This window comes from Ignatzschineria rhizosphaerae (genome assembly GCF_022655595.1).
Classification (GTDB): domain Bacteria; phylum Pseudomonadota; class Gammaproteobacteria; order Cardiobacteriales; family Wohlfahrtiimonadaceae; genus Ignatzschineria; species Ignatzschineria rhizosphaerae.
In genome coordinates this window covers 1,960,570-1,983,509 of sequence record NZ_CP093379.1, presented here as the reverse complement: position 1 = coordinate 1,983,509, position 22,940 = coordinate 1,960,570, and the positions used below count along the sequence as shown (strand labels likewise).

Annotated in this window: 35 protein-coding genes; 32 read left to right on the top strand and 3 right to left on the bottom strand. The window is 40.4% G+C overall.

Annotated elements, in window-relative coordinates; all coding sequences use genetic code 11:
• Entirely contained in the window at nt 1-1,773 is a 1,773-nt protein-coding gene (gene lpdA, locus MMG00_RS08750; protein ID WP_242147448.1) for a dihydrolipoyl dehydrogenase, read from the top strand.
• A 224-nt stretch (nt 1,774-1,997) separates the two neighbouring features.
• On the opposite strand, the gene cgtA is transcribed toward lpdA, so the two are convergent.
• The 3 genes from cgtA to rplU all read right to left on the bottom strand — a co-directional run bounded on the left by cgtA (nt 1,998) and on the right by rplU (nt 3,810).
• The gene (cgtA, locus tag MMG00_RS08745) at nt 1,998-3,125 is read right to left on the bottom strand and encodes an Obg family GTPase CgtA (RefSeq protein ID WP_242147445.1); all 1,128 of its coding nucleotides are present in this window, start codon (nt 3,123-3,125) and stop codon (nt 1,998-2,000) included.
• Nucleotides 3,126-3,210: 85 nt separating this feature from the next.
• Nucleotides 3,211-3,471: a 50S ribosomal protein L27 gene (rpmA, locus tag MMG00_RS08740; protein ID WP_242147443.1), complete on the bottom strand. Its 261-nt coding sequence runs from the start codon at nt 3,469-3,471 to the stop codon at nt 3,211-3,213.
• 24 nt (nt 3,472-3,495) lie between these two features.
• On the bottom strand, nt 3,496-3,810 hold the full coding sequence (gene rplU / locus MMG00_RS08735) for a 50S ribosomal protein L21 (RefSeq protein WP_242147441.1): 315 nt from the start codon (nt 3,808-3,810) through the stop codon (nt 3,496-3,498).
• 358 nt (nt 3,811-4,168) lie between these two features.
• Between rplU and MMG00_RS08730 the strand changes: the two genes are divergently transcribed.
• The 31 genes from MMG00_RS08730 to rpmJ all read left to right on the top strand — a co-directional run bounded on the left by MMG00_RS08730 (nt 4,169) and on the right by rpmJ (nt 22,917).
• Complete coding sequence (locus MMG00_RS08730) at nt 4,169-4,480, top strand: monooxygenase (protein WP_242147439.1); 312 nt, start codon at nt 4,169-4,171, stop codon at nt 4,478-4,480.
• A gap of 281 nt (nt 4,481-4,761) precedes the next feature.
• On the top strand, nt 4,762-5,661 hold the full coding sequence (locus tag MMG00_RS08725) for a hypothetical protein (RefSeq protein WP_242147436.1): 900 nt from the start codon (nt 4,762-4,764) through the stop codon (nt 5,659-5,661).
• Nucleotides 5,658-6,716 carry a hypothetical protein gene (locus tag MMG00_RS08720; protein ID WP_242147434.1) on the top strand — a complete coding sequence of 353 codons (1,059 nt, stop codon included), beginning with the start codon at nt 5,658-5,660 and terminating at the stop codon, nt 6,714-6,716. The genes MMG00_RS08725 and MMG00_RS08720 overlap by 4 nt, the downstream gene beginning before the upstream one ends.
• Nucleotides 6,717-6,791: 75 nt before the next feature.
• Nucleotides 6,792-7,595 (top strand): formate dehydrogenase accessory sulfurtransferase FdhD, encoded by an 804-nt coding sequence (gene fdhD / locus MMG00_RS08715; protein ID WP_242147432.1) that lies wholly within the window; start codon nt 6,792-6,794, stop codon nt 7,593-7,595.
• A 100-nt stretch (nt 7,596-7,695) separates the two neighbouring features.
• Nucleotides 7,696-8,067, top strand: coding sequence for a 30S ribosomal protein S12 (gene rpsL / locus MMG00_RS08710; RefSeq protein ID WP_242147429.1), 372 nt, complete (start codon nt 7,696-7,698; stop codon nt 8,065-8,067).
• Between the two features lie 44 nt (nt 8,068-8,111).
• Nucleotides 8,112-8,582 (top strand): 30S ribosomal protein S7, encoded by a 471-nt coding sequence (rpsG, locus tag MMG00_RS08705; RefSeq protein ID WP_242147427.1) that lies wholly within the window; start codon nt 8,112-8,114, stop codon nt 8,580-8,582.
• 103 nt (nt 8,583-8,685) lie between these two features.
• A complete protein-coding gene (gene fusA, locus MMG00_RS08700) occupies nt 8,686-10,785 on the top strand; it encodes an elongation factor G (protein WP_242147425.1) in 2,100 nt (699 codons plus the stop codon).
• 102 nt (nt 10,786-10,887) lie between these two features.
• Complete coding sequence (tuf, locus tag MMG00_RS08695; protein WP_242147423.1) at nt 10,888-12,078, top strand: elongation factor Tu; 1,191 nt, start codon at nt 10,888-10,890, stop codon at nt 12,076-12,078.
• 52 nt (nt 12,079-12,130) lie between these two features.
• Nucleotides 12,131-12,442 (top strand): 30S ribosomal protein S10, encoded by a 312-nt coding sequence (rpsJ, locus tag MMG00_RS08690; RefSeq protein WP_094566716.1) that lies wholly within the window; start codon nt 12,131-12,133, stop codon nt 12,440-12,442.
• Nucleotides 12,443-12,515: 73 nt separating this feature from the next.
• Complete coding sequence (gene rplC / locus MMG00_RS08685) at nt 12,516-13,169, top strand: 50S ribosomal protein L3 (protein WP_242147421.1); 654 nt, start codon at nt 12,516-12,518, stop codon at nt 13,167-13,169.
• On the top strand, nt 13,169-13,777 hold the full coding sequence (gene rplD / locus MMG00_RS08680; protein WP_242147419.1) for a 50S ribosomal protein L4: 609 nt from the start codon (nt 13,169-13,171) through the stop codon (nt 13,775-13,777). Before rplC ends, rplD begins: the two co-directional genes overlap by 1 nt.
• Nucleotides 13,774-14,082 (top strand): 50S ribosomal protein L23, encoded by a 309-nt coding sequence (gene rplW / locus MMG00_RS08675; protein WP_242147417.1) that lies wholly within the window; start codon nt 13,774-13,776, stop codon nt 14,080-14,082. The genes rplD and rplW overlap by 4 nt, the downstream gene beginning before the upstream one ends.
• A complete protein-coding gene (gene rplB / locus MMG00_RS08670; RefSeq protein ID WP_242147415.1) occupies nt 14,082-14,906 on the top strand; it encodes a 50S ribosomal protein L2 in 825 nt (274 codons plus the stop codon). Before rplW ends, rplB begins: the two co-directional genes overlap by 1 nt.
• Nucleotides 14,907-14,929: 23 nt before the next feature.
• Complete coding sequence (rpsS, locus tag MMG00_RS08665; protein WP_026878334.1) at nt 14,930-15,202, top strand: 30S ribosomal protein S19; 273 nt, start codon at nt 14,930-14,932, stop codon at nt 15,200-15,202.
• A 14-nt stretch (nt 15,203-15,216) separates the two neighbouring features.
• Nucleotides 15,217-15,549 carry a 50S ribosomal protein L22 gene (rplV, locus tag MMG00_RS08660; protein ID WP_242147413.1) on the top strand — a complete coding sequence of 111 codons (333 nt, stop codon included), beginning with the start codon at nt 15,217-15,219 and terminating at the stop codon, nt 15,547-15,549.
• Between the two features lie 15 nt (nt 15,550-15,564).
• Nucleotides 15,565-16,257 (top strand): 30S ribosomal protein S3, encoded by a 693-nt coding sequence (rpsC, locus tag MMG00_RS08655; RefSeq protein ID WP_242147411.1) that lies wholly within the window; start codon nt 15,565-15,567, stop codon nt 16,255-16,257.
• Nucleotides 16,258-16,259: 2 nt separating this feature from the next.
• Complete coding sequence (rplP, locus tag MMG00_RS08650; protein WP_242147409.1) at nt 16,260-16,673, top strand: 50S ribosomal protein L16; 414 nt, start codon at nt 16,260-16,262, stop codon at nt 16,671-16,673.
• 15 nt (nt 16,674-16,688) lie between these two features.
• On the top strand, nt 16,689-16,898 hold the full coding sequence (rpmC, locus tag MMG00_RS08645) for a 50S ribosomal protein L29 (protein WP_242147406.1): 210 nt from the start codon (nt 16,689-16,691) through the stop codon (nt 16,896-16,898).
• Nucleotides 16,898-17,167, top strand: coding sequence for a 30S ribosomal protein S17 (gene rpsQ / locus MMG00_RS08640; RefSeq protein ID WP_242147404.1), 270 nt, complete (start codon nt 16,898-16,900; stop codon nt 17,165-17,167). Before rpmC ends, rpsQ begins: the two co-directional genes overlap by 1 nt.
• A gap of 2 nt (nt 17,168-17,169) precedes the next feature.
• Nucleotides 17,170-17,538 (top strand): 50S ribosomal protein L14, encoded by a 369-nt coding sequence (gene rplN, locus MMG00_RS08635; protein WP_242147402.1) that lies wholly within the window; start codon nt 17,170-17,172, stop codon nt 17,536-17,538.
• A gap of 18 nt (nt 17,539-17,556) precedes the next feature.
• Nucleotides 17,557-17,892, top strand: coding sequence for a 50S ribosomal protein L24 (rplX, locus tag MMG00_RS08630; RefSeq protein WP_242147400.1), 336 nt, complete (start codon nt 17,557-17,559; stop codon nt 17,890-17,892).
• Nucleotides 17,893-17,997: 105 nt separating this feature from the next.
• Nucleotides 17,998-18,540, top strand: a complete 543-nt coding sequence (gene rplE, locus MMG00_RS08625) for a 50S ribosomal protein L5 (RefSeq protein ID WP_242147398.1) — start codon at nt 17,998-18,000, stop codon at nt 18,538-18,540.
• A gap of 17 nt (nt 18,541-18,557) precedes the next feature.
• The gene (gene rpsN, locus MMG00_RS08620) at nt 18,558-18,863 is read left to right on the top strand and encodes a 30S ribosomal protein S14 (protein WP_242147396.1); all 306 of its coding nucleotides are present in this window, start codon (nt 18,558-18,560) and stop codon (nt 18,861-18,863) included.
• Between the two features lie 12 nt (nt 18,864-18,875).
• Nucleotides 18,876-19,274, top strand: coding sequence for a 30S ribosomal protein S8 (rpsH, locus tag MMG00_RS08615; protein WP_242147394.1), 399 nt, complete (start codon nt 18,876-18,878; stop codon nt 19,272-19,274).
• 12 nt (nt 19,275-19,286) lie between these two features.
• Nucleotides 19,287-19,823 carry a 50S ribosomal protein L6 gene (gene rplF, locus MMG00_RS08610; protein ID WP_242147392.1) on the top strand — a complete coding sequence of 179 codons (537 nt, stop codon included), beginning with the start codon at nt 19,287-19,289 and terminating at the stop codon, nt 19,821-19,823.
• A gap of 9 nt (nt 19,824-19,832) precedes the next feature.
• Nucleotides 19,833-20,186, top strand: coding sequence for a 50S ribosomal protein L18 (gene rplR / locus MMG00_RS08605; protein WP_242147390.1), 354 nt, complete (start codon nt 19,833-19,835; stop codon nt 20,184-20,186).
• 15 nt (nt 20,187-20,201) lie between these two features.
• Complete coding sequence (rpsE, locus tag MMG00_RS08600) at nt 20,202-20,720, top strand: 30S ribosomal protein S5 (RefSeq protein ID WP_242147388.1); 519 nt, start codon at nt 20,202-20,204, stop codon at nt 20,718-20,720.
• A gap of 3 nt (nt 20,721-20,723) precedes the next feature.
• Complete coding sequence (gene rpmD / locus MMG00_RS08595; RefSeq protein WP_242147385.1) at nt 20,724-20,903, top strand: 50S ribosomal protein L30; 180 nt, start codon at nt 20,724-20,726, stop codon at nt 20,901-20,903.
• An 18-nt stretch (nt 20,904-20,921) separates the two neighbouring features.
• On the top strand, nt 20,922-21,356 hold the full coding sequence (gene rplO, locus MMG00_RS08590) for a 50S ribosomal protein L15 (protein WP_242147383.1): 435 nt from the start codon (nt 20,922-20,924) through the stop codon (nt 21,354-21,356).
• 2 nt (nt 21,357-21,358) lie between these two features.
• Nucleotides 21,359-22,783, top strand: coding sequence for a preprotein translocase subunit SecY (gene secY, locus MMG00_RS08585; RefSeq protein ID WP_242147381.1), 1,425 nt, complete (start codon nt 21,359-21,361; stop codon nt 22,781-22,783).
• 20 nt (nt 22,784-22,803) lie between these two features.
• Nucleotides 22,804-22,917: a 50S ribosomal protein L36 gene (rpmJ, locus tag MMG00_RS08580; protein WP_094566737.1), complete on the top strand. Its 114-nt coding sequence runs from the start codon at nt 22,804-22,806 to the stop codon at nt 22,915-22,917.
• The last annotated feature ends 23 nt before the right edge of the window (nt 22,918-22,940 follow it).

Below are 22,940 nucleotides of genomic sequence, written 5' to 3'. Positions count from 1 at the left end.
ATGATTATGGATTTAAAACTCCCAGATATTGGGAATTTTGATAGCGTTGATGTTATTGAGATTCATGTGAGTGTTGGTGATACCGTTGCGGTAGATGATACACTTTTAACGCTTGAATCAGATAAGGCATCAATGGATGTTCCTGCGGAAAAAGCAGGGGTAATTAAGGAGATTTTAGTCTCTGTGGGTGACTCGATTGCAGAAGGGGCTATTTTTGCAAAAATCGAAGTTTCAGAAGCACCAGCAGTATCTGAGGCGCCAAAGAAAGTAGAAGATAAGCCTCAAGTTGCAGCGAAGGCTGAAGCGCCAAAAGCAGCGCCAGTACAATCAACATTGGCGGTTGAAACAAGTTCAATAGTGGACCCAGATTGTGATGTGGTTGTAATTGGTGGTGGCCCTGGTGGTTATTCTGCAGCATTTAGAGCGGCAGATTTAGGATTAAAGGTCATTTTAGTAGAGCGCTATTCAACCATTGGTGGGGTCTGTTTAAATGTAGGATGTATCCCTTCTAAAGCATTACTTCATGTGGTGGATGTGATGGAATCTGCAAAATCATTTGCAGATATTGGGATTACGTATGATGCGCCTAAAATTGATATCGATAAGCTTCGCGGCTTTAAAGAGTCAGTAATTGGTAAGCTTACGGGCGGTTTGGCGGGTATGGCGAAGATGCGTAAGGTTGAGGTTGTAGAAGGGTTTGCAACTTTTAAAAATGATCATCATTTGGCAGTTAAATTAACAGATGGGACAACGCGAGAAATTAGTTTTAATAAAGCGATTATTGCGGCTGGATCATCAGTTGTGAAATTACCATTTATGCCAGAAGATCCTCGTATTATGGATTCAACTGGTGCGCTTGAATTGCAAGATATTCCAAAGAAACTCCTTGTTATCGGTGGCGGAATTATTGGGCTTGAGATGGCGACGGTTTACTCAACGCTCGGTAGCGAAATTACAATTGCTGAATTTGCAGATGGTTTAGTCCCTGGGGCTGATCGTGATTTAGTAAAAGTCTTTGAGAAATACAATAAAGACCGTTTCCATAAAGTGATGCTTAAAACTGGCGTTACCGGCGCTAAGGCTACGGATGTAGGTATTGAGGTGACTTTTGAAGGGGCTGATGCACCAAGTACGCCATTAACATTTGATAGGGTATTAGTTGCGGTGGGTCGTAAACCCAATGGGTTAACGCTTAGTGCTGAAAATGCCGGGGTTTTAGTGGATGAGCGAGGCTTTATCTCTGTGGATAAGCAGATGCGCACGAATGTACCGCATATCTTTGCCATAGGGGATATTGTAGGGCAACCTATGCTTGCGCATAAAGCGGTTCATGAAGGTCATGTTGCGGCAGAAGTCTGTACTGGTGAAAAACGTTTCTTTGATGCGAAATTTGTGCCATCAGTGGCGTATACAGATCCAGAGATTGCATGGGCAGGTTTAACAGAAACCGAAGCGAAAGCTAAAGGAATTTCTTATGAAGTATCGGTATTCCCATGGGTAGCAAGTGGAAAAGCAATTGCAAATGGGCGTGATGAGGGCTTTACGAAGCTTCTTTATGATCCGGAGACAAAAGTAATTCTCGGTGGCGCTGTTGTGGGGATCCATGCTGGAGATTTAATTGGTGAGATCTGCTTAGCGGTGGAGATGGGGGCTGATAGTATTGATATTGGGCATACTATCCATCCTCATCCAACTTTAATTGAATCTGTGGGAATGGCTGCAGAGAATATTTTAGGGGCTTGTACGGATTTACCCCCAGTTAAACGAAAATAGGTTTTATTTTCAGGTAATGAAATGAAAGCTCGAAGGATATATGTTCTTCGAGCTTTTTCTTTGTGTGTGTGGAATATTTAAAATAAAAGAGTTCTTAACCTTTTTAAGGTTGATTGGCAGCGAAGGGGGTCTTTGAACTGAATATCCCCTATTAATGTTGTCATAAAAAAGCCTTAAAGATGACATAATCTTTAAGGCTTCTATTTTATAAAGATGAATTTTAATTACTTCTCTTCATTCATCATTGCATAATATTCCTCTTCAGTAAGAAGTTTATCACGCTCTTTTTGTATTGCTTTTTTAGCTTGCTCGTCATATTCATTAACCTCATCAGCGCGCTCTTTATCAATCTCATCCATGATTTGATAACACATTTCACGAGTATGAAGTTTGGAAATTGCAGAGATTGCAAAATGAGGTGATTGACGATCCCATTTAATCGCATTTAAGAAATCTTCAATCGCAGCATCACGTTCATCATCTGGGATTAAGTCAATTTTGTTAATGACTAACCAGCGAGGTTTATTAGCAAGCTCTTCGCTATATTTTCGAAGCTCTTCTAAAATCGTTAAATAATCTTCAACAGGATCTTGAGAATCGCTAGATGGCGAGAGATCAACGATATGTAATAAGATTGAAGTACGGCTGAGATGTTTAAGGAATTGATGACCAAGGCCAATGCCATCTGAGGCACCCTCAATAAGTCCTGGGATATCTGCAACAACAAAGCTGCGTAGAGAGTCGATATCAACAACCCCAAGGCTTGGAGCTAGTGTTGTAAATGGGTAATCAGCAACTTTTGGTCTAGCAGCTGAGATTGCGCGGATAAGTGTTGATTTTCCGGCATTAGGAAGCCCAAGTAGCCCAACATCGGCCATTACTTTAAGTTCTAAGCGTAGTTCTCGCTCATCACCCTCTGTTCCTGGCTTAGATTGTCTAGGAGCCCTGTTTGTCGATGTTTTATAACGAGTGTTACCTAATCCGTGAAAACCACCTTGAGCAACCTTAACAACTTGATCTTCTTCTGTAAGATCTGCGATGAATTCATCCGTTGTGTTATCAAATACTTGAGTACCTAATGGAACATCTAAATAGAGATCTTCCCCATCTTTACCCGTTCTATTCGCACCCGCGCCATCTTCGCCACGCTCTGCGCTATAAGTTCTGGTGTAACGATAAGTCATTAAAGTGTTTAAGGTTTTTGTTGCTCGAAGATAGACAGAACCACCATCTCCGCCATCACCCCCATCAGGGCCACCGAAGGGGATAAATTTTTCGCGTCTAAAACTGACGCAGCCATGGCCGCCATTTCCAGCGATCACAACAATTTTTGCTTCATCAATAAATTTCATTTGATTACCTCAAAATTTAATGTGAGGAAATAAAAAAGCTCCACGTATAAAAAGTGGAGCTTTCATGACTGTTTAGTGCGATATATTAAGCAACAGGATCGATGCTTACATATTTACGCTTGCCTAAACCTTTGGTTTCGAATGTTACATGACCGTCAGCTTTAGCAAATAGTGTGTGATCTTTACCAACACCTACGTTTAATCCTGCATGAAAACGTGTACCACGTTGACGAACAATGATTGAACCAGCTGTTACAAGCTCACCACCAAAACGCTTTACTCCAAGACGTTTACTTTCTGAGTCACGACCGTTACGGCTCGAACCAACACCTTTCTTCTGTGCCATAGTTTAAGTACCTCTATTGTTTAATTAAGCGCTAATGCCAGTGATTTTGATTTCTGTAAAATGCTGACGATGACCCGCATGATGACGGTAGTGCTTACGACGACGGAATTTGATAATGTCGATCTTACGAGTACGACCTTGTTTTCTCACTTCCGCAGTCACTTTCGCGCCCGCTACAACAGGTGTGCCAACTGTTACATTGCCATCTGCACTTACAAGAAGTACATCGTTAAGTTCGATGTTTGAACCTTCTTCTGCGCCTTCGATTTTTTCAATACGGAGGATTTGACCTTCCGCAACGCGATATTGTTTACCGCCCGTTCTAATTACTGCATACATAATTGCTGAATGCTCCGCATAAATTAATTTACATAAAATATTCGATCAAACCAGCCATTTGAGAGGGGACTACAAAACGGTCGGGTTTAAGAGGGGTAATATTAAAGCCTATCTAATAAATAGTCAAGTATTTCTAAGAGGCAAATATATGAAAAATCCCTTTCGAAGATTATAGCGCAATAGAATATAAATAGTGAAAAACTTGTCAGAATAAAATAGATAATTTCCCGTACGTAATGAAAGGCATACTAAGATTGATATAGCTTTATATAATATAGGTTATGGTAGATAAAGAAGATGCCCTAATTTAGGGGTGTTATTTAAACGCTAAGACTATTAATTATATATAGGGGTAAGAATGATACTAGTACAGATTAATTTTGATTTTCCTGTAGAGATGATGGGCGATGCTTTAACGCAAGGGGCTAAAGAGTTAGCGCAAAGCATTAATCAAAAGCCGGGCTTTATTGCAAAATTATGGATTGAAAATAGTGATACTGCAGAAAGCGGAGGTATTTACCTATTTGAAGATCAAGATAGTGCGCAGCATTATGTAGAGATGCACACTAAAAGGGTAGAGGCGATGGGAGCGACAAATACAAATGTAAAGTATTTCAATGTTAATGAGCCTTTAAGTGCGATCAATCATTTTAAAAGACCATTATTTTAGTGTAAATGAAATTAGAGAAAGGTCGTGTATTGCTGGAAGCCCTATTAATGATAGGGCTTTTTTTATTGTTTATTTCAATGATGAATCGATCATTGACAGGGATTTCTATATCGCTTGAAAAAATTGATAAGGCAAGTGATCAAAGGGTTGAGTGGGTAAATCAAAAAGAGGAGTGTCGATCTCGATCTTGTTGATTTAAGTCGAGAGGGGGGGGGAGAGTGCATTATAAAAAGGCTTTTTTGAGTGATTTGAATAAAGATTCAGGTAAGGCACTTTTTGAGATGATTATTTCGTTAGCAATATTAAGTCTTTTGTTGATGATGATCTCGTTAGTGATTCGGCAGCTTATTGTCAAAAGTGATGTATTAAATGGGCGAGTACAGATGCTTGAATCTATTATGGGGATTGAGGATCTGATGCGCTCAGAGTTTCAGCGTCTGCAGTTTGTCCCTTATTGCCCTGAAATGTTGCCTTCTTATAATGAGATGCTTGTTGGTTATTCTCTATCTGTTAGTTATCGCGAGTATTTGCAATCTTCTGTCATGATTTTATCTCCAAAGGTGGAGGGTCAAAGTGCGATTTTAGATTTATTGGCATTAAGGGGGGGCGGTAGTGGGGGGTATTCCCCAGTTCCTAGAAAGCGTTTACAGAGTATTGTTCAGGGCTCTGACATATTACAGGTGAGTGGGTTACAGCCGACAAATTTGTTTGTAAGGGAGGCGCTGTTTGTGGGGGATCTTACGGCTGACCTTGTCGGGGTGCGAAGTTTTACTTTCTTTGTGACTGATTGCCGACAAAGTATGGTGGTTAAGGCACAAAGACGAGGCTCTCATTTTGAAATGGATGCGGGTGATTATCTAGAGTTAAGGAAAAATTTAGATATGGAAGTTTTGCAGGTCTATATTGTTAAAGAATATTTGATTTACCTACAACTCCAAAATAAACGCTCTTATTTGACGATTGATTTTTTGGATGGACAGGTTTTTTATAGAATGCCGGATATTGTTGATATGAGATTGAAGCAATTAGATAGTGGCTTATTGTCGGTGAGATTGCTGCTTGCAAGACCTTCGCAGTATGTTAATTCGAGGCAGGTTTATCAAAATAATGATTATGTAAGGGTGCTTGAAAATGCGCAGCCCCCTATTTTTAGAGAGATATTGATAGGGTTAGAGCAATGAAGATTCGTAAAGAAATAGGGAATGCTCTATTGAGTATATTGGTAGTTTTGGGGGTGGGAGCATTTATTCTGTTTTCTCTTGGAGAGTTAATTAGTGGTTATTTATTACAAGAGAGAGTCTTGTTGCAGGTGATATCAGATAAAGATGTGAAAACAGATAAATTTCGGCAGCAAGTTTACCAGGAGGATTTTCTTGGAGTTTTGGAGTGGGAGGTTATAGATTTATCTGAAGGTTGTCGTTTATTAGGTGATGAATTTAGATATTTAGGGTTTTCAAGAGGTTGGTATGGGCGTCGTCTGTCGGATGAGTGTTTGCTTGGCGCAAAGAGGGAGATTGTCGGAGTATATAATATGAGAGGGGAGGATACCGATGGTAGTTATGCTTATCTTGTAAAAGAGCGGGAAGTAAGGATGCCTCCTCGGATAGAGAAGTGGAATATATCTTCTTCAATGGAGGGCGTTCAGGTTGAGGTTGTATATAACGCTGAGCGTTATAGATATTTTTTGAATGGTGATATTAAAGTTGATGAGATCTTGGTTTTACAAAGTGTGGTAACTGATGGGTTTTCATTAATTATAGAAAATAGATTGTGGCGTTTACCTATGACACAAAAGGCGCCTTATGTTGTTGCTTCTTTGTCTTTAGATGAGGGTGAGGTTTTAGCGGATTATGTTCATGTTGATGGTATCTATCTGCTGCAACTGAATTCATCACAAACCAAAGGGTTATCAGATATCTATATTGCCTTTTATGAGTTCGATGAGCAAAGTAGTGTGATACACCGCTCAAAATGGCTTCAAATTGCGACATTAAAGGTGGATGCTTGGCGTTTATTGCAAGTTGGGTATTATCGTGTTTTTTTAGAAGTGGTGTCACAGGGAGATTTGAGTTTATTGGCGACTAATTGGCAGGGAAGCGCTGTATGGGGTGGTCAGTATCTTTGGCGTAATAAGAAGGGGGTTGAATGCCCGTTGCAAGCAGAACCATTTATGCCTGTTGATGGTTGGGTTTTAGGGTGTCAGAGGGCTCCTATCTTTAAGGTTAATATTAAATAATGAGAGATTATTCTCTGTTAGGTAGAATGATGTTAATCATAGTGAGGTTATTTGTCGATTTAAAAGAGGGGAGATATGGCTATTGCATCGGTGGTAAATGATAAGGTGTTTTTTGAAGAGGTAAAAGTTCAACGGTATCAAGAGGGGATATGGGAGTCTATAGTAGATAGTGTTTTGGTGGAGGTGCCTGTCGCACTGATCTATAATGGTTATTCTCATGTGGTGGTGATGTGTACGCCAAATGACATCATTGATTTTGTTTATGGTTTTTCTTTAACAGAAGGCATCATCAAAAGTTTAAATGATATTCGCTCTATAGAGCTCGTTCCTAACGAGAGAGGAATTGAGGTCGCGATAGAAGTTGACCCCCTTTGCGTTGTAAGGATTGAAGGGCGTAAAAGACAGATGAGTGCGCGTACAGGATGTGGTATTTGTGGGCTTGATTCTTTATCGGATGTTGTGCGTGAGCAGGAAAAAATTGATTTTGATTTTGTAATGGATGAGGCGTCTATTGATAGAGCCTTACAAGATTCATCGGCATTGCAGATGATGAACCAAAAAACAGGCGGCGCGCATGCTGCTTTTTTTGTCTCAAATAGGGGTGAGATTTTATTAACGCGAGAAGATGTGGGTCGGCATGTTGCTTTAGATAAATTAATTGGTGCAATCCATCAAAAAAAGATTAATTCTAAAACAGGGTTTATATTGACGACTTCACGGGCGAGTTTTGAAATGGTGCAAAAAGCTGTTGCGGCAAAGGTGGGGTTGCTGGTGACAATGTCTGCTCCGACAACTATGGCAATTAAGCTTGCTAAGCAGATGAATATAAAGCTTGCGGCATTTACCCGTGTTGGTAAAATTAATCTCTACCAAGGTTGACAGAAATAGCTATTAATTATACTATTTCGTATCCTCTAGAATTACTAGGGGTGTATCGTTATTTTTTGTAACTTATGTTTTAAGCAAGGATTTAGATTTAATGGTAACAGTTAATCAGTTAATCCGCCGTCCGCGCGGAACGAAAGCTGATAAATCTGACGTTCCTGCACTTGAGGGTTCTCCTCAACGTCGTGGAGTGTGCACAAGGGTTTATACAGCAACACCTAAAAAACCTAACTCTGCTATGCGTAAAGTATGTCGTGTTCGTTTAACTAACGGATATGAAGTGTCTAGCTACATTGGTGGTGAAGGCCATAACTTACAAGAGCACAGTGTTGTTTTGGTTCGTGGTGGTAGAGTAAAAGACCTTCCGGGGGTTCGTTATCACGTTGTTCGTGGTGCATTGGACTCACAAGGTGTTGATAAACGCCGTAAAGGTCGTTCAAAATATGGTGCTAAGAAACCTAAATAGGTTTTATTAGTTCGATTGGATTTAGTATTTGTTGAGAGTATCTCATGTCTAGAAGAAGAGAAGTCCCAAAACGCGAGATTTTACCAGACGCTATTTATGGCGATGTAATGCTTGCGAAATTTATTAATATGGTGATGATTTCTGGTAAGAAATCGATTGCTGAGCGTATCATGTACGGTGCTTTAGACATCGTTAAAGAGAAAGGCCACGAGAATCCTGTTGAAGCTTTAGAACAAGCTTTAGACAATGTTCGACCAAAAGTTGAAGTTAAATCAAGACGTGTTGGTGGTGCGACTTATCAGGTTCCGGTTGAAGTGCGTGCGTCAAGACGTGATGCATTAGCAATGCGCTGGATGGTTGATGCGGCAAGAAAACGTTCTGAGAAATCAATGATGCGTCGTATGGGCGCTGAGATCTTAGATGCGCTTGAAAACCGTGGTGCGGCAGTAAGAAAAAGAGAAGACATGCACCGCATGGCAGAAGCGAACAAAGCGTTCTCGCATTTCCGCTGGTAAGAAATTTACAGAATTTGTTCATGCAATTGCGGTGCTCATTTTTTTTGGGTCACCGCATTTGTTGTTTAAAGAAAACAAGATTTAATTAAAAGAAGGATTTATTATGGCTCGAACTATGCCTATTGAACGATACCGTAATATTGGTATCAGTGCTCACATCGACGCAGGTAAAACAACGACTTCAGAGCGTATTCTGTTTTACACAGGTAAAAGTCACCGTATTGGGGAAACTCATGATGGTACTGCGACAATGGACTGGATGGCTCAAGAGCAAGAGCGTGGTATCACTATCACATCTGCAGCGACAACCTGTTCATGGAAAGGAATGAAGCAACAATTCCAAGAGCACAGAATTAACCTTATCGATACTCCAGGACACGTTGACTTTACGATTGAAGTAGAGCGTTCTATGCGTGTTCTTGATGGTGCAGTAATGGTTTACTGTTCTGTTGGTGGTGTTCAGCCACAGTCTGAAACTGTATGGCGTCAAGCGAACAAATATGCGGTTCCTAGAATTGCGTTTGTTAATAAAATGGACCGTACGGGTGCAGATTTCTTCCGTGTTGTTGAGCAGATGAAAGAGCGTTTACGCGCTAATGCTGTTCCTATTCAAATTCCAATCGGTGCTGAAGATAACTTTGAAGGTGTAATTGACCTTGTTACAATGAAGGCGATTTACTGGAATGAAGAAGATATGGGTATGACGTTTGAAGAGCGTGATATTCCTGAAGCGCTTCTTGATGATGCTGAAAACTATCGTTCACAAATGGTAGAAGCTGCAGCTGAGTCTAGCGAAGAGTTGATGGATAAGTATCTTGAAGAAGGTGAATTGTCAGAAGAAGAGATTCGTGCAGGTCTTCGTGCTCGTACACTTGCATCTGAAATGGTGCCTGTATGTTGTGGTACGGCGTTTAAGAACAAAGGTGTTCAGGCGCTTTTAGATGACGTAATTTACTATCTCCCATCACCAGTAGAAGTTAAGCCTATTGCGGGTGTTCTTCCTGATGGTGAACCTGGAGTGCGTCAATCATCTGATGATGAACCGTTCTCTGCGCTTGCGTTTAAATTAGCAAACGACCCATTTGTTGGTAACTTGACGTTTGTAAGACTTTACTCTGGTGTTATTAAATCTGGAGATCACGTTTATAACCCTGTTAAAGGTAAACGTGAGCGTGTAGGTCGTTTACTTGCGATGCACTCAAACTCTCGTGAAGAGATTGATGAGGCGCGTGCAGGTGATATTATTGCAATGGTAGGACTTAAAGATGTAACAACAGGGGATACTCTCTGTGATCAAAAAGATCAAATTACACTTGAGCGTATGGAATTCCCAGAGCCAGTAATTTTTGTTGCGATTGAGCCAAAAACTAAAGCAGACCAAGAAAAAATGGGTATGGCGCTTTCACGTCTTGCTCAAGAAGATCCATCATTCCGCGTTCGTACTGATGAAGAGTCAGGACAAACAATTATCGGTGGTATGGGTGAGCTTCACTTAGATATCATTGTTGACCGTTTGAAGCGTGAGTTCAAGGTTGAGTGTGGTGTAGGTGCTCCTCAAGTTGCTTACCGTGAAACAATTACTAAAGCTGTTGAGGTTGAAGGTAAGTTTGTTCGTCAGTCAGGTGGTCGTGGTCAGTTTGGTCATGTGTGGTTGAAAATTGAACCGCAAGAAATTGGTAAAGGTTATGAATTTATCGATCAGATCGTGGGTGGTGTTGTTCCAAGAGAATATATCCCTGCAGTTGATCGTGGTGTTCAAGAGCAGATGGCGAATGGTGTAATCGCAGGTTACCCAATCGAAGATGTTAAAGTAACACTTTATGATGGTTCATATCATGATGTTGACTCAAGTGAAATGGCGTTTAAAATTGCTGGGTCAATGGGTTTCAAAGCTGGTGTTCAAAAAGCAGGTCCTGTATTGCTTGAGCCAGTGATGAAAGTTGAAGTTGAAACACCAGAAGATTACATGGGTGATGTTATGGGTGACCTTAACCGTCGTCGTGGTAATCTTCAAGGTATTGATGATGCGTTTGGTTCTAAAGTTATTAGAGCTGAAGTTCCATTATCTGAAATGTTCGGTTATGCAACTGCATTGCGTTCATCAACACAAGGTCGTGCAACATACTCAATGGAGTTCTTGAAATATAGCCAAGCTCCTAATAATGTTGCCGAGTCAATCATTAACGCAAACAAAGCAGACTAATAAAAAACGTCTGATTTAAATAATTTGTTTGCAATCTAATAGACAAGCTCTATAATGTAGAGCTTGTTTTTAGCTCTTTAAAAAATTGGGGTATTAAATAATATGTCAAAGGAAACTTTTAGCCGTAGCAAACCGCACGTAAACGTCGGTACAATTGGACACGTTGACCATGGTAAAACAACTTTAACAGCTGCTTTAACAAAAGTAGGTAACGAAGCTGTTGGTGGTAACGTTCGCGCATACGATCAAATCGACAACGCACCAGAAGAGAGAGAGCGTGGTATCACGATTTCTACTTCACACGTTGAGTACGAATCACCAAACCGTCACTATGCACACGTTGACTGCCCAGGACACGCAGACTACGTTAAAAATATGATCACTGGTGCAGCGCAAATGGACGGAGCAATCCTCGTTTGTTCAGCAGCTGATGGTCCTATGCCACAAACTCGTGAGCACATCCTTTTATCACGCCAAGTTGGTGTTCCATATATCGTTGTTTTCTTAAACAAAGCAGATATGGTTGATGATGCTGAGTTGATCGAATTAGTTGAGATGGAAGTTCGTGAACTTCTTGATGCTTACGAATTCCCTGGTGATGATACCCCAGTTATCGTTGGTTCTGCACTTAAAGCAATTGAAGGTGATGAATCAGAAATTGGTGTTCCAGCAATCAAAAAACTTCTTGATGCATTAGATACTTGGATTCCACAGCCAGAGCGTGAAATCGATAAAGCATTCTTAATGCCTATCGAAGACGTATTCTCAATTTCAGGTCGTGGTACAGTTGTAACTGGTCGTATCGAGTCTGGTATTGTTAAAACTGGTGAAGAGCTTGAAATCGTAGGTATCCGCCCAACAGCAAAAACAACTTGTACTGGTGTTGAGATGTTCCGTAAACTTCTTGACCGTGGTGAAGCAGGAGATAACGTTGGTGTTCTTCTTCGTGGTACTAAACGTGAAGATGTAGAGCGTGGTCAAGTATTAGCAAAACCAGGTTCAATCAAGCCACATACAAAATTCGAAGCTGAAGTTTACGTTCTTTCAAAAGAAGAAGGTGGACGTCACACGCCATTCTTTAAAGGCTATCGCCCACAATTCTATTTCCGTACTACAGACGTAACAGGTGCTTGTGAGCTTCCTGAAGGTGTTGAAATGGTAATGCCTGGTGATAACGTGAAAATGGTTGTTGAGTTAATCAACCCAATCGCGATGGACGAAGGTTTACGTTTCGCAATTCGTGAAGGTGGCCGTACAGTAGGTGCGGGCGTTGTTGCTAAAGTTATTGCATAATTAATTTTTTCCTAGGCCCATTTTGGGCCTGGGATTTTTAAATGAGAGTTGTATGGATAATCAAAGAATTAGAATTCGCTTAAAAGCATTTGACTATCGTTTAATCGATCAGTCTGCGAAAGAAATTGTTGAAACTGCAAAGCGTACAGGCGCACAGGTTAAAGGTCCTATTCCTTTACCAATTAAGCGTGAAGTATTTACAGTATTAACATCACCGCACGTTAACAAAGATGCGCGTGACCAATATGAGTTAAGAACTCATAAGCGTCTCATGGACATTGTAAACCCAACAGATAAGACAGTTGATGCTTTAATGAAGCTTGACTTAGCTGCTGGTGTTGATGTGCAGATTCGTTTAGACTAATTAACGAATTTGTTCGCGATGAAGGTCGCCAACCTTCCTCTCGTTTTTATTATTATTTATTGAGGTTATTAAAATGGCAGTAGGATTAATCGGAAAAAAACTCGGGATGAGTAGAGTTTTTGGTGAAGATGGTCGCTCACTAGCAGTGACTGTTGTGCAAATCGAAAACAATGAAATTGCCCAAATTAAAACAGAGGGTATTGATGGTTATAGCGCTATTCAGGTAGCACATGGTCCACAGTACTCAAGTAAAAAGAAAAAGACTTTAGATGGTCACTTTGCGAAAGCAGGGATTACATCAGCGCGTTCACTTTGGGAGTTTCGTGTAAACGCAGCTCAAGAAGCAGAGTTCGAAGTTGCACAAAAGTTAACTGTAGAATTATTTGAAGCGGGACAAAAAGTCGACGTTTCAGGTATTACGCAAGGTAAAGGTTTCGCAGGTACAATCAAGCGTCATAACTTTGCTGGACAACGTAATACACACGGTAACTCATTATCGCATCGTGTACCAGGATCGATTGGTCAATGTCAGGACCCAGGCCGCGTTTTCAAAGGTAAGAAAATGTCAGGGCATATGGGTGCCGTTCGTAGAACAGCGCAAAATCTTGAGGTCGTCGTAGTGGATACAGAGCGCAGCTTACTTCTCATTAAAGGTGCTGTCCCAGGACCTAAGGGGTCAGATGTTGTTGTGTCTCCTGCAATCAAAGTGAAAAGAGGTAAGGCGTAATGGAAATTCAAGTAATTGGCGGATCTCCAGTTGAATTAGATGAGGCATTATTTGCTCGTGATTTTAACGAAGCGTTAGTGCATCAGGTTGTAACTGCATATCAAGCAGGTGGAAGAGCCGGAACTCGCGCTCAAAAAACACGTGCAGAAGTTGCAGGTAGTACAGCAAAACCTTGGAGACAAAAAGGCACTGGTCGCGCCCGTGTTGGTAGTAAGCGTAACCCAATCTGGAGAGGTGGTGGTGTAACATTTGCTGCGAAACCACAAAACTGGAGCCAAAAAGTAAACAAGAAAATGTACAAAGCAGCAATGCTAAATATCCTTGCTGAATTAATCAGAAGCGAAAGATTAGTGGTTGTTGAAGAGTTCACAATGGCTGAACCAAAAACTAAAGAGTTTATTGCGAAGCTTGCGAACCTCAATGTACAAAATGAGAGCGTATTATTAGTCACTGAAGCAGTTGACTTCCCATTATATTTAAGTGCAAGAAACGTACCGCACGTTCTTTTACTTGATGTGGAAGCGATTGATCCAGTAAGCCTCGTGCATTTTGATAAAGTTATCATGACTAAGCAGGCGCTTGAATCAGTTAAGGAGTTATTAGCATGAGTCTAGATGTTAAAGAAAGATTAATGAAAGTGATCGTTGCTCCTCATGCGTCTGAAAAAACAGCGCGTCAAGAAGAGTTAAACAGAGAAGTAACTTTCCGTGTGTTAAAAGATGCAAACAAAAAAGAGATCGCTGATGCGGTTGAATTAATGTTTGGTCGTAAAGTAGAGAAAGTTACTGTGCTTAACCAAAATGGTAAGCGTAGATCATTTGGGCGTCACATGGGTGTTAAGCAAGACTGGAAAAAAGCTTACGTAACACTTGCTGATGGGGAAGATGAAATTGATTTTTTAGGTGATATGTAATGAGTATAAAAAAAGCAAAACCAACTTCACCAGGTCGTCGCTCACTGATTCAAGTTGTAACTCCTGGTCTTCATAAGGGTAAACCTTATGCGCCATTAGTAGAAGGACAACATAGAACTGGCGGTCGTAACAATGATGGACGTATTACGTCACGTCATCGTGGTGGTGGTCATAAACAACATTATCGTTTAATTGATTTTAAACGTAATAAAGAGAACATTCCTGCGAAGGTTGAGCGTATTGAATACGATCCTAACCGTACAGCGCATATTGCTCTTCTTTGCTATGTTGATGGTGAGCGTCGTTATATTATTGCGCCAGCAAAAGTTGAAGTAGGTGATGTATTATTTGCAGGTTCAAATGCACCTATTAAGGCAGGTAACTCACTCCCACTTCGTAATATTCCAATCGGTACAACGGTTCACTGTGTAGAAATGAAACCAGGTAAAGGTGCGCAATTAGCACGTTCAGCTGGTACTTCAGTTCAGTTAATCGCTAAAGAAGGTGAGTATTCAACACTTCGTTTACGTTCAGGTGAGATTCGTAAAGTTCTCTCTGACTGTAAAGCAACAATTGGTGTTGTAAGTAATGGTGAGCATAGCCTTCGTGTTCTTGGTAAAGCTGGTGCGAAACGTTGGGCGGGTGTTCGTCCACAAACTCGTGGTGCAGCGATGAACCCGGTAGATCACCCTCATGGTGGTGGTGAAGGTCGTACAAAAGGTGGTCGTCACCCAGTTACGCCTTGGGGTCAACCAACTAAAGGTTATAAAACACGTACTAATAAGCGCACAACGAAATATATCGTTCGCCGTCGTACTAAATAATTAAATCGAATAAAGGGTAAAATATGCCACGTTCTATAAAGAAAGGTCCATTTATCGATCATCATCTACAAAAGAAAGTAGATGAAGCTGTAGCGTCAAACAACCGTCGTCCTATCAAGACTTGGTCGCGTCGCTCAATGATCCTTCCAGAAATGATTGGACTTACAATTGCCGTACATAACGGAAAAATTCATGTGCCGATTTTAATCACTGAAAACATGATTGGTCATAAGTTAGGTGAGTTTGCACTTACTCGTACTTATCGCGGTCATGCTGCAGATAAAAAAGCACGTTAATAAGGAGATAAAACATGGAAAGTAGAGCAGTACATCGCCATGCGCGAATTTCTCCTCAGAAAGCGCGCTTAGTTGCAGATCAGGTACGTGGATTGCCTGTTGATCGTGCACTTACTTTATTACAATTTAGTGATAAAAAAGCAGCAGATCTTATTCTCAAAGTGTTGGAATCTTCAATGCAAAATGCTGAGAATAATTTCGGAGCTGATATCGACAGCCTATTTGTTAAAACAATTATGGTTGACGAAGGGCCGCTTCTTAAAAGAATGCGTCCACGTGCTAAAGGCCGTGGTGACCGTATCCTTAAGAAGACCAGTCATATCACTGTAATCGTAGCTGAAGCTTAATAGGAGTAAGTCAAAATGGGTCAAAAAGTAAATCCAACCGGTATACGCTTAGGGATCTCAAAAGACTGGAATTCGCGCTGGTACGCGGATTCTAAGACTTTCCCTGAGTTTATTGAATCTGACTTTAAAGTTAGAGAATTTTTAAGAAAGAAACTTGCAGGTGCTGCGGTTTCAAAAATTCATATCAGTCGCCCTTCAAAATCAGCTCAAGTAGTTATTCATACTGCTAGACCTGGTGTTGTTATTGGTAAAAAAGGCGAAGATATTGAAGTTTTACGTAAAGAACTTTCTGAAATCATGGGTTGCCCAGTTCACGTTTCTATCCAAGAAGTTAGAAAGCCTGAGCTTGATGCATACTTAGTAGCTGAAGGAATTGCTCAGCAGTTAGAGCGCCGTGTAATGTTCAGAAGAGCAATGCGCCGTGCGGTAACAAATACTATGCGTCTTGGTGCTGAAGGTATCCGTGTAAACGTTTCAGGACGTTTAAATGGTGCTGAAATTGCTCGTGCCGAGTGGTATCGTGAAGGTCGTGTGCCATTACATACATTCCGTGCAGATATTGACTACGGAACAGCAGAAGCATTAACAACTTATGGTATTTTAGGTGTTAAAGTTTGGATCTACAAAGGTGAGGTATTTGATTACTTAGCTGTAGAACAAGAAGAAGCGGCACCTAAGAGACGAAACAGAAGAAGGAAAGGTGAGTAATCATGTTGCAACCAAAACGTACTAAATTTAGAAAAATGCGTAAAGGTCGTAACCGAGGTGTTGCGGCAGCAGGTAATAAGGTAGATTTCGGCGAATTCGGTATGAAGTCTACTGAAAACGGACGCATTAACGCTCGTGAAATCGAAGCGGCACGTCGTGCGATTACTCGTTACATCCGTCGTGGTGGTAAAGTTTATATCCGTATTTTCCCAGATGTTCCAATTACTGGTAAACCATTAGAAGTTCGAATGGGTAGTGGTAAGGGTAACGTTGAATATTGGGTAGCAAAAGTTCAACCAGGTCGTGTGCTTTTTGAAATTGAAGGTGTCACTGAATCTGTTGCTCGCGAAGCATTTAGACTTGCTGCAGCGAAGCTATCTGTTAAAACAGCGTTTGCTGAACGTACAGTTCTTTAATAGGTGAGGAAATTCATGACTAAAGTAACGAAAGCAACTCAGTTAAGAGATAAATCTGTTGACGAGTTAAGAGAAGAAAAACTTCAGTTGCAACGTGGTTTATTTAACTTACGTATGCAAAAAGCAACTGGTCAACTTGCAAAGTCTCACCAGTTTAATGAATCTCGTAAGCAAATCGCGAGAATTAACACAGTACTTGGTGAAAAAGAAGAGGGTGGTAAATAATGACTGCTGCTATTGAACAACAACATGCTCGTACTGTGATTGGTACAGTAGTTTCAAACAAAGGTGATAAAACCATTACTGTATACGTAGAAAGATTAGTAAAACACGCGAAGTATCAAAAATACATCAAGCGTTCAACTAAGTTCTATGCGCACGATGAAGCGAATACATGTAACATCGGTGATATCGTTGAGATAAAACAAGTACGTCCTATTTCTAAGAAAAAAACTTGGGATTTAGTTCGTGTAGTTGAAGAGTCGAGAGGTTAATAATGATTCAGACACAAACAGTTTTAGACGTAGCTGATAACTCTGGTGCACGTAAAGTTATGTGTATCAAAGTTCTTGGTGGATCGCATCGTCGATATGCAACCGTTGGAGATGTTATTAAAGTTTCTGTTAAAGAAGCGATTCCACGCGGTCGTGCGAAAAAAGGTGATGTGTATAATGCGGTTGTCGTAAGAACTCGTAAAGGCGTTCGTCGTCAAGATGGTTCACTCATCAAATTTGATGGTAACGCTGCTGTTCTTCTTAACAATAACTTAGACCCAATCGGGACTCGTATCTTTGGCCCAGTAACTCGTGAGTTACGTGGTGACAAATTCATGAGAATTATCTCGCTTGCGCCAGAAGTTATCTAAGAGTAGAGGGTAATTGAAATGACAAAAATCCGTAAAGGTGATGAAGTTGTAGTAATCGCAGGAAGCAGTAAAGGCCATCGCGGTAATGTTCTTGAAGTGAAAGATGGACGTGTGAAAGTTGCTGGTGCAAACAAAGTAACTAAACATGTTAAACCAAACCCACAACTCGGTATCGAAGGTGGTAAGGTTGAACAGGAATCTTTCATCGATCTTTCTAACGTGATGATCTATAATCCTGAGACGAAAAAACAAGATAAAATCAAAATCGAATTAACTGAAGAGACACGTGAAAACGGTAAAACTAAAGTTGTTCGTGAGAGAGTTTTTAAATCTACAAATAAAAAAGTTGGCTAGTTAAAATACTTTTGGTATTATAGCCAGCTTATTTTATAAATAATTACTGTGCCAAACAGGATGTATCGCATTAAAAGACATATCCGTTTGGCATTGAGGAATATCATGAAAGCAAGATTAAAGCAGTATTATGATGAAGTCGTAGTACCTAAACTTATTGAAGAGTTTGGCTACGCTAATCCTATGGAAGTTCCGAAAATCACTAAAATCTCATTAAATATGGGTGTTGGTGAAGCGGTTCTTGATAAAAAAGTTATGGACAATGCAGTTGCTGAAATGACTGCGGTATCAGGGCAGAAAGCGCAAGTTACGCTTTCACGTAAGTCTGTGGCTGGATTTAAAATTCGTGACGGTTGGCCTGTTGGTTGCCGTGTAACGCTCCGTCGTACAACAATGTATGAGTTTTTAGATCGCTTAGTAAATATCTCTTTACCACGTGTAAGAGACTTCCGCGGTGTAAGTGCACGTTCATTTGATGGTCGTGGTAACTACAACTTCGGTATTAAAGAGCAGATCGTGTTCCCTGAAATCGAGTATGAAAAAGTTGACGCTGTGCGTGGTATGGATATTAGTATCGCAACAACTGCTAAAACTGACGCAGAAGCAAAAGCTCTCCTTAGCGCTTTCAACTTCCCATTTCGTAATTAATTATAAAGCAGGAAATTATGGCTAAAGTATCAATGGTTAATCGCGAGAAAAAGCGTGCAGAGCTAGTAGCAAAGTATGCAGAAAAACGCGAGCAATTAAAAAAGATTATCGTAAGTGCAGATGCATCTGCTGAAGAAAAAGAAGCAGCTGTCGTTGCACTTCAGAAGTTACCAAGAGATTCTTCTCCATCTAGACGTCGTAGACGTTGTAGCATTACAGGTAGACCACACGGTGTATATCGTAAATTTGGTCTTGGTAGAAACAAGTTGAGAGAAATCACTATGCGTGGTGATATTCCTGGCTTAAGAAAATCTAGCTGGTAGGAGAATTAATAAATGAGTATGCATGATCCAATTTCAGATATGTTAACTCGCATTCGTAATGCGCAAACTTCTGAAAAAGTAAGTGTTGAGATTCCTTTCTCAAACTTAAAAAAATCAATCGCTGACGTCCTTCTTGAAGAAGGTTACATTGCAGGTATTGAAACTGCGGGTGACAAAGCTTCTAACAAGAAATTAGTGCTTACATTGAAATATTACCAAGGTAAGGCAGTAATCGAGCGTATTGAACGTGTTAGTAAGCCAAGCTTACGTGTTTATCGTGACAAAAACAGTCTTCCTCAAGTTTTAGGTGGATTAGGTGTTGCGATTGTTTCTACTTCACAAGGTATGATGACTGACCATAAAGCGAGATCTTTATCGCTCGGTGGTGAAGTGATCTGCGTTGTAGCTTAATAGGAGATTAGAATGTCACGTGTAGCTAAACAGGTTATTACTGTTCCAGCGGGTGTTGAAATCACTATCTCTGGTAACAATGTTAAAGCAAAAGGTCCTAAAGGTGAGCATAATCTTCAATTGCATTCATCTGTAGGCATCAAACAAGATGGTAGCGAGTTACAAATCGTTCCTGATCTTGAGCAAAGCAAAGGTAGCTATGCTATTGCAGGTACAATGCGTTCATTAGTAAGTAATTTAGTGATCGGTGTATCTGAAGGCTTTGAAAGAAAATTAATTTTAAACGGTGTTGGATATCGTGCCGCGGCGCAAGGTTCAAACTTGAATCTTACGTTAGGTTTCTCTCACCCTATCGTTCACGCTATGCCAGAAGGCGTTACTTGTGAAACTCCTACACAAACAGAAGTTGTGATTAAAGGTGTTGATAAGCAAGTAGTAGGCCAGGTTGCAGCGAAAATCAGAGCATATAGACCACCTGAGCCATATAAGGGTAAGGGCGTTCGTTATTCTGATGAAGTTGTTTCATTGAAAGAAGTTAAGAAAAAATAGGTGAGAACGATGAAAAAAAGAGACGCAAGATACAGAAGAAGCCTTAAGGCTCGTATCAAAATGAGAGAGTTAAAGGTTGATCGTTTAACTGTCCATAGAACTCCAAGACACATCTACGCTCAAGTAATTAGCGGATGTGGAAGTAAAGTGTTAGCTGCGAGTTCAACGCTTGTAGCAGATGTTAAATCACAAATCAAAGGCACTGGTAACGTAGATGCAGCAATCGCAGTAGGTAAGGATATTGCCGCTAAAGCGAAAGCAGCTGGTGTTACAAATGTAGCTTTTGATCGTTCAGGATTTAAATATCATGGCCGCGTTAAAGCTCTAGCAGATGCAGCTAGAGAAGCTGGATTAGAGTTTTAATAAGGAAGGAAATAAATGACTACAAAAGTTGAAAATCAAAACGTAGCAGCTGCTACTGACGGTTACCAAGAAAAGCTTGTGACAGTGAACCGTGTCTCTAAAACTGTAAAAGGTGGTAGACAGTTCGCATTCGCAGCACTTACAGTTGTTGGTGATGGTAATGGTAAGATTGGTTACGGATATGCGAAAGCAAAAGAAGTGCCAGTTGCAATCAAAAAATCAATTGAGCAAGCAAAGCGTAATATTAAGAATGTTTCACTTAATGGTGGTACACTTCAATATTCTGTAACAGGAATTCATAACGCAGCTCGCGTATACATGCAACCAGCTTCTGAAGGTACAGGGGTAATTGCAGGTGGTGCGATGCGTGCTGTATTCGAAGTTGCTGGTGTTAAAGATGTTTTAGCAAAATGCCAAAACTCACGTAACCCAGTGAACGTTGTGCAAGCAACTATCAAAGGTTTAGCGTCAATGCAAACTCCAGAAGAGATTGCAGCAAAACGTGGTAAATCTGTTGAAGAAATTAGAGGGTAAGTTATGACACAGAAAACTGTTAAAGTAACTCTCGTTAAGAGTACAAATAGCCGTTTACAATCACATCGTGATTGTGTGAAAGGCTTAGGTTTACGCCGTCTTCATCATACTGTTGAGGTGCAAGCGACACCTGAGAATATGGGGATGATTAACAAAGTAGCTTACTTACTTAAAGTTGAGTAGTTGGGAATAGGTATACAAATGAAATTAAATACATTAAAACCTGCGTTTGGTAGTAAAACTGACAAAAGACGTGTAGGCCGTGGTTGTGGATCAGGATTTGGTAAAACAGCTGGTCGTGGACATAAAGGTCAACATTCAAGATCAGGCGGCTACCATAAAGTAGGGTTCGAGGGTGGTCAACAGCCATTACAAAGAAGACTTCCGAAAGTTGGTTTCAACTCTCAAATCGGTCTTGTAACGGTAGAAGTTCCATTATCAGCACTTAACAAAGTGGAAGGTAACGAGATTACATTCACTTCATTAGTAGATAGCAATATTATTCCTGCAAAATATACGCGTGCGAAAGTAATGCTTTCAGGTGAGATTAATAGAGCAATTACCTTAAAAGGTATTCATGTTACTAAAGGGGCTAAGGCTGCGATCGAAGCTGCTGGCGGCTCTGTTGAAGAGTAAATATGCAAAAAAATCAAATAGGGTCTAGTAACCTCGGACGTTTCTCAGGACTTTTGTCAAGACTATGGTTTTTAGTCTTGGCATTGGTTGTTTATAGAATTGGCGTGTATATCACACTACCAGGTATTGATGCTGTTACACTTTCAAATGTAATGGAGCAACAAGGCCAGCAAGGTGGTATATCTGCGATGATAAACCTCTTCTCGGGCGGTGCTTTTGAGAAGATGTCTGTATTTATGTTAGGTGTAATGCCATATATTACAGCGTCGATTGTTATCCAGATGTTATCTGTGGTTTACGCACCATTAGAGCAACTCAAAAAAGAGGGTGATGCCGGTCGTCGTAAGATGACACAGTATACTCGCTATATGACGATTGCTTTTGGTGTTGTGCAAGGGATTGTGTATTCAATCGCAATCATGAATGGTGGTTTTGTTAATGCTGAGCTAGTTGTTATTCCGCCAGTATTATTTGTGACACTTTCTACATTAACACTCGTTACTGGAACGATGTTCTTAGTGTGGTTAGGAGAGCAGATCACTGAAAGAGGTATCGGTAACGGTATTTCCATGATTATCTTTGCAAGTATCCTAATGGGAGTACCTTCATCGGTTGCTTTCCTATTTGAAACTGCTACCACTCAAGGTGGTGCAATGTGGTTATTAATCGTTGTTCTATTCTTGCTGGTTTTAGCGGTCATTTTTGTGATTGTATTTATTGAGCGTGGTCAACGCCGTATTACAATTCAATATGCACGTAGACAGCAAGGTAGAATGATGTCGGTTGGCAATCAAACTAACCATTTACCATTAAAACTCAATATGTCGGGAGTTATACCGGCAATCTTCGGTTCGGCATTCCTATCTTTTGTTTTTACAATCAGTACTGGTTTAAGCAAAATTAACGTGCCTGAATTGACTGACGCGGATACAGGGCTTTGGGGGAGCTTTAGCTATTATGTATCCTTGACACTTAATAAGCTCGGATTTTATGGAGTTAAGTACTTCTCTATAGGTCAGCCTGCATATATGATTCTCTTTGCAGCGCTCATTATCTTCTTCTGTTTCTTCTACACTGCATTGCAGTTTAACTCTAAGGAAACGGCAGAGAACCTTAAGAGAAATGGTGGTTTTATACCAGGAATTCGCCCAGGTATTCATACCTCGCAATATTTAGATAGAGTATTAACGCGTATTACGCTGTGGGGTTCGCTCTACATTACCATTATCTGTTTATTGCCAGAGTTCTTTAACGGTATTAGCCCTGTGCAAATGTACTTCGGTGGTACTTCAATCTTAATCGCGGTAGTTGTTGTGATGGATTTAGTAACACAAATTCAAGCATTGTTAATGTCTCAGCAGTATGAGTCTTTAATGAAAAAAGCAAATATTAGTTCAGCATTGAATGGTACCCCACCAAACTTTTAGTAAAATTATCGGAGTTATAAATGAAAGTAAGAGCGTCGGTTAAAAAAATATGCCGCAAATGTAAGATTGTAAAACGCGCTGGTGTTGTTCGCGTCATCTGTGAAGATGGTCGTCACAAACAACGTCAAGGCTAATAATATTGAGTAAATTTAAATTA

Bases quoted from the DNA above. Each gene is read 5' to 3' on its own strand.
- rpmA (WP_242147443.1), bottom strand. From the start codon at position 3,471: ATGGCACAGAAGAAAGGTGTTGGTTCGAGCCGTAACGGTCGTGACTCA.
- rplN (WP_242147402.1), top strand. From the start codon at position 17,170: ATGATTCAGACACAAACAGTTTTAGACGTAGCTGATAACTCTGGTGCA.
- fdhD (WP_242147432.1), top strand. From the start codon at position 6,792: ATGGCTATTGCATCGGTGGTAAATGATAAGGTGTTTTTTGAAGAGGTA.
- rpmC (WP_242147406.1), top strand. From the start codon at position 16,689: ATGACTAAAGTAACGAAAGCAACTCAGTTAAGAGATAAATCTGTTGAC.
- rplX (WP_242147400.1), top strand. From the start codon at position 17,557: ATGACAAAAATCCGTAAAGGTGATGAAGTTGTAGTAATCGCAGGAAGC.
- cgtA (WP_242147445.1), bottom strand. From the start codon at position 3,125: ATGAAATTTATTGATGAAGCAAAAATTGTTGTGATCGCTGGAAATGGC.
- MMG00_RS08720 (WP_242147434.1), top strand. From the start codon at position 5,658: ATGAAGATTCGTAAAGAAATAGGGAATGCTCTATTGAGTATATTGGTA.
- rplW (WP_242147417.1), top strand. From the start codon at position 13,774: ATGAGTCTAGATGTTAAAGAAAGATTAATGAAAGTGATCGTTGCTCCT.
- rpmJ (WP_094566737.1), top strand. From the start codon at position 22,804: ATGAAAGTAAGAGCGTCGGTTAAAAAAATATGCCGCAAATGTAAGATT.
- rplD (WP_242147419.1), top strand. From the start codon at position 13,169: ATGGAAATTCAAGTAATTGGCGGATCTCCAGTTGAATTAGATGAGGCA.
- lpdA (WP_242147448.1), top strand. From the start codon at position 1: ATGATTATGGATTTAAAACTCCCAGATATTGGGAATTTTGATAGCGTT.
- secY (WP_242147381.1), top strand. From the start codon at position 21,359: ATGCAAAAAAATCAAATAGGGTCTAGTAACCTCGGACGTTTCTCAGGA.
- rpsH (WP_242147394.1), top strand. From the start codon at position 18,876: ATGAGTATGCATGATCCAATTTCAGATATGTTAACTCGCATTCGTAAT.
- MMG00_RS08730 (WP_242147439.1), top strand. From the start codon at position 4,169: ATGATACTAGTACAGATTAATTTTGATTTTCCTGTAGAGATGATGGGC.
- tuf (WP_242147423.1), top strand. From the start codon at position 10,888: ATGTCAAAGGAAACTTTTAGCCGTAGCAAACCGCACGTAAACGTCGGT.
- rplU (WP_242147441.1), bottom strand. From the start codon at position 3,810: ATGTATGCAGTAATTAGAACGGGCGGTAAACAATATCGCGTTGCGGAA.
- rplR (WP_242147390.1), top strand. From the start codon at position 19,833: ATGAAAAAAAGAGACGCAAGATACAGAAGAAGCCTTAAGGCTCGTATC.
- rpsS (WP_026878334.1), top strand. From the start codon at position 14,930: ATGCCACGTTCTATAAAGAAAGGTCCATTTATCGATCATCATCTACAA.
- rplV (WP_242147413.1), top strand. From the start codon at position 15,217: ATGGAAAGTAGAGCAGTACATCGCCATGCGCGAATTTCTCCTCAGAAA.
- rplB (WP_242147415.1), top strand. From the start codon at position 14,082: ATGAGTATAAAAAAAGCAAAACCAACTTCACCAGGTCGTCGCTCACTG.
- rpsQ (WP_242147404.1), top strand. From the start codon at position 16,898: ATGACTGCTGCTATTGAACAACAACATGCTCGTACTGTGATTGGTACA.
- rpmD (WP_242147385.1), top strand. From the start codon at position 20,724: ATGACACAGAAAACTGTTAAAGTAACTCTCGTTAAGAGTACAAATAGC.
- rpsJ (WP_094566716.1), top strand. From the start codon at position 12,131: ATGGATAATCAAAGAATTAGAATTCGCTTAAAAGCATTTGACTATCGT.
- rplO (WP_242147383.1), top strand. From the start codon at position 20,922: ATGAAATTAAATACATTAAAACCTGCGTTTGGTAGTAAAACTGACAAA.
- rplP (WP_242147409.1), top strand. From the start codon at position 16,260: ATGTTGCAACCAAAACGTACTAAATTTAGAAAAATGCGTAAAGGTCGT.
- MMG00_RS08725 (WP_242147436.1), top strand. From the start codon at position 4,762: ATGATTATTTCGTTAGCAATATTAAGTCTTTTGTTGATGATGATCTCG.
- rpsC (WP_242147411.1), top strand. From the start codon at position 15,565: ATGGGTCAAAAAGTAAATCCAACCGGTATACGCTTAGGGATCTCAAAA.
- rplC (WP_242147421.1), top strand. From the start codon at position 12,516: ATGGCAGTAGGATTAATCGGAAAAAAACTCGGGATGAGTAGAGTTTTT.
- rplE (WP_242147398.1), top strand. From the start codon at position 17,998: ATGAAAGCAAGATTAAAGCAGTATTATGATGAAGTCGTAGTACCTAAA.
- rpsL (WP_242147429.1), top strand. From the start codon at position 7,696: ATGGTAACAGTTAATCAGTTAATCCGCCGTCCGCGCGGAACGAAAGCT.
- fusA (WP_242147425.1), top strand. From the start codon at position 8,686: ATGGCTCGAACTATGCCTATTGAACGATACCGTAATATTGGTATCAGT.
- rpsN (WP_242147396.1), top strand. From the start codon at position 18,558: ATGGCTAAAGTATCAATGGTTAATCGCGAGAAAAAGCGTGCAGAGCTA.
- rpsE (WP_242147388.1), top strand. From the start codon at position 20,202: ATGACTACAAAAGTTGAAAATCAAAACGTAGCAGCTGCTACTGACGGT.
- rplF (WP_242147392.1), top strand. From the start codon at position 19,287: ATGTCACGTGTAGCTAAACAGGTTATTACTGTTCCAGCGGGTGTTGAA.
- rpsG (WP_242147427.1), top strand. From the start codon at position 8,112: ATGTCTAGAAGAAGAGAAGTCCCAAAACGCGAGATTTTACCAGACGCT.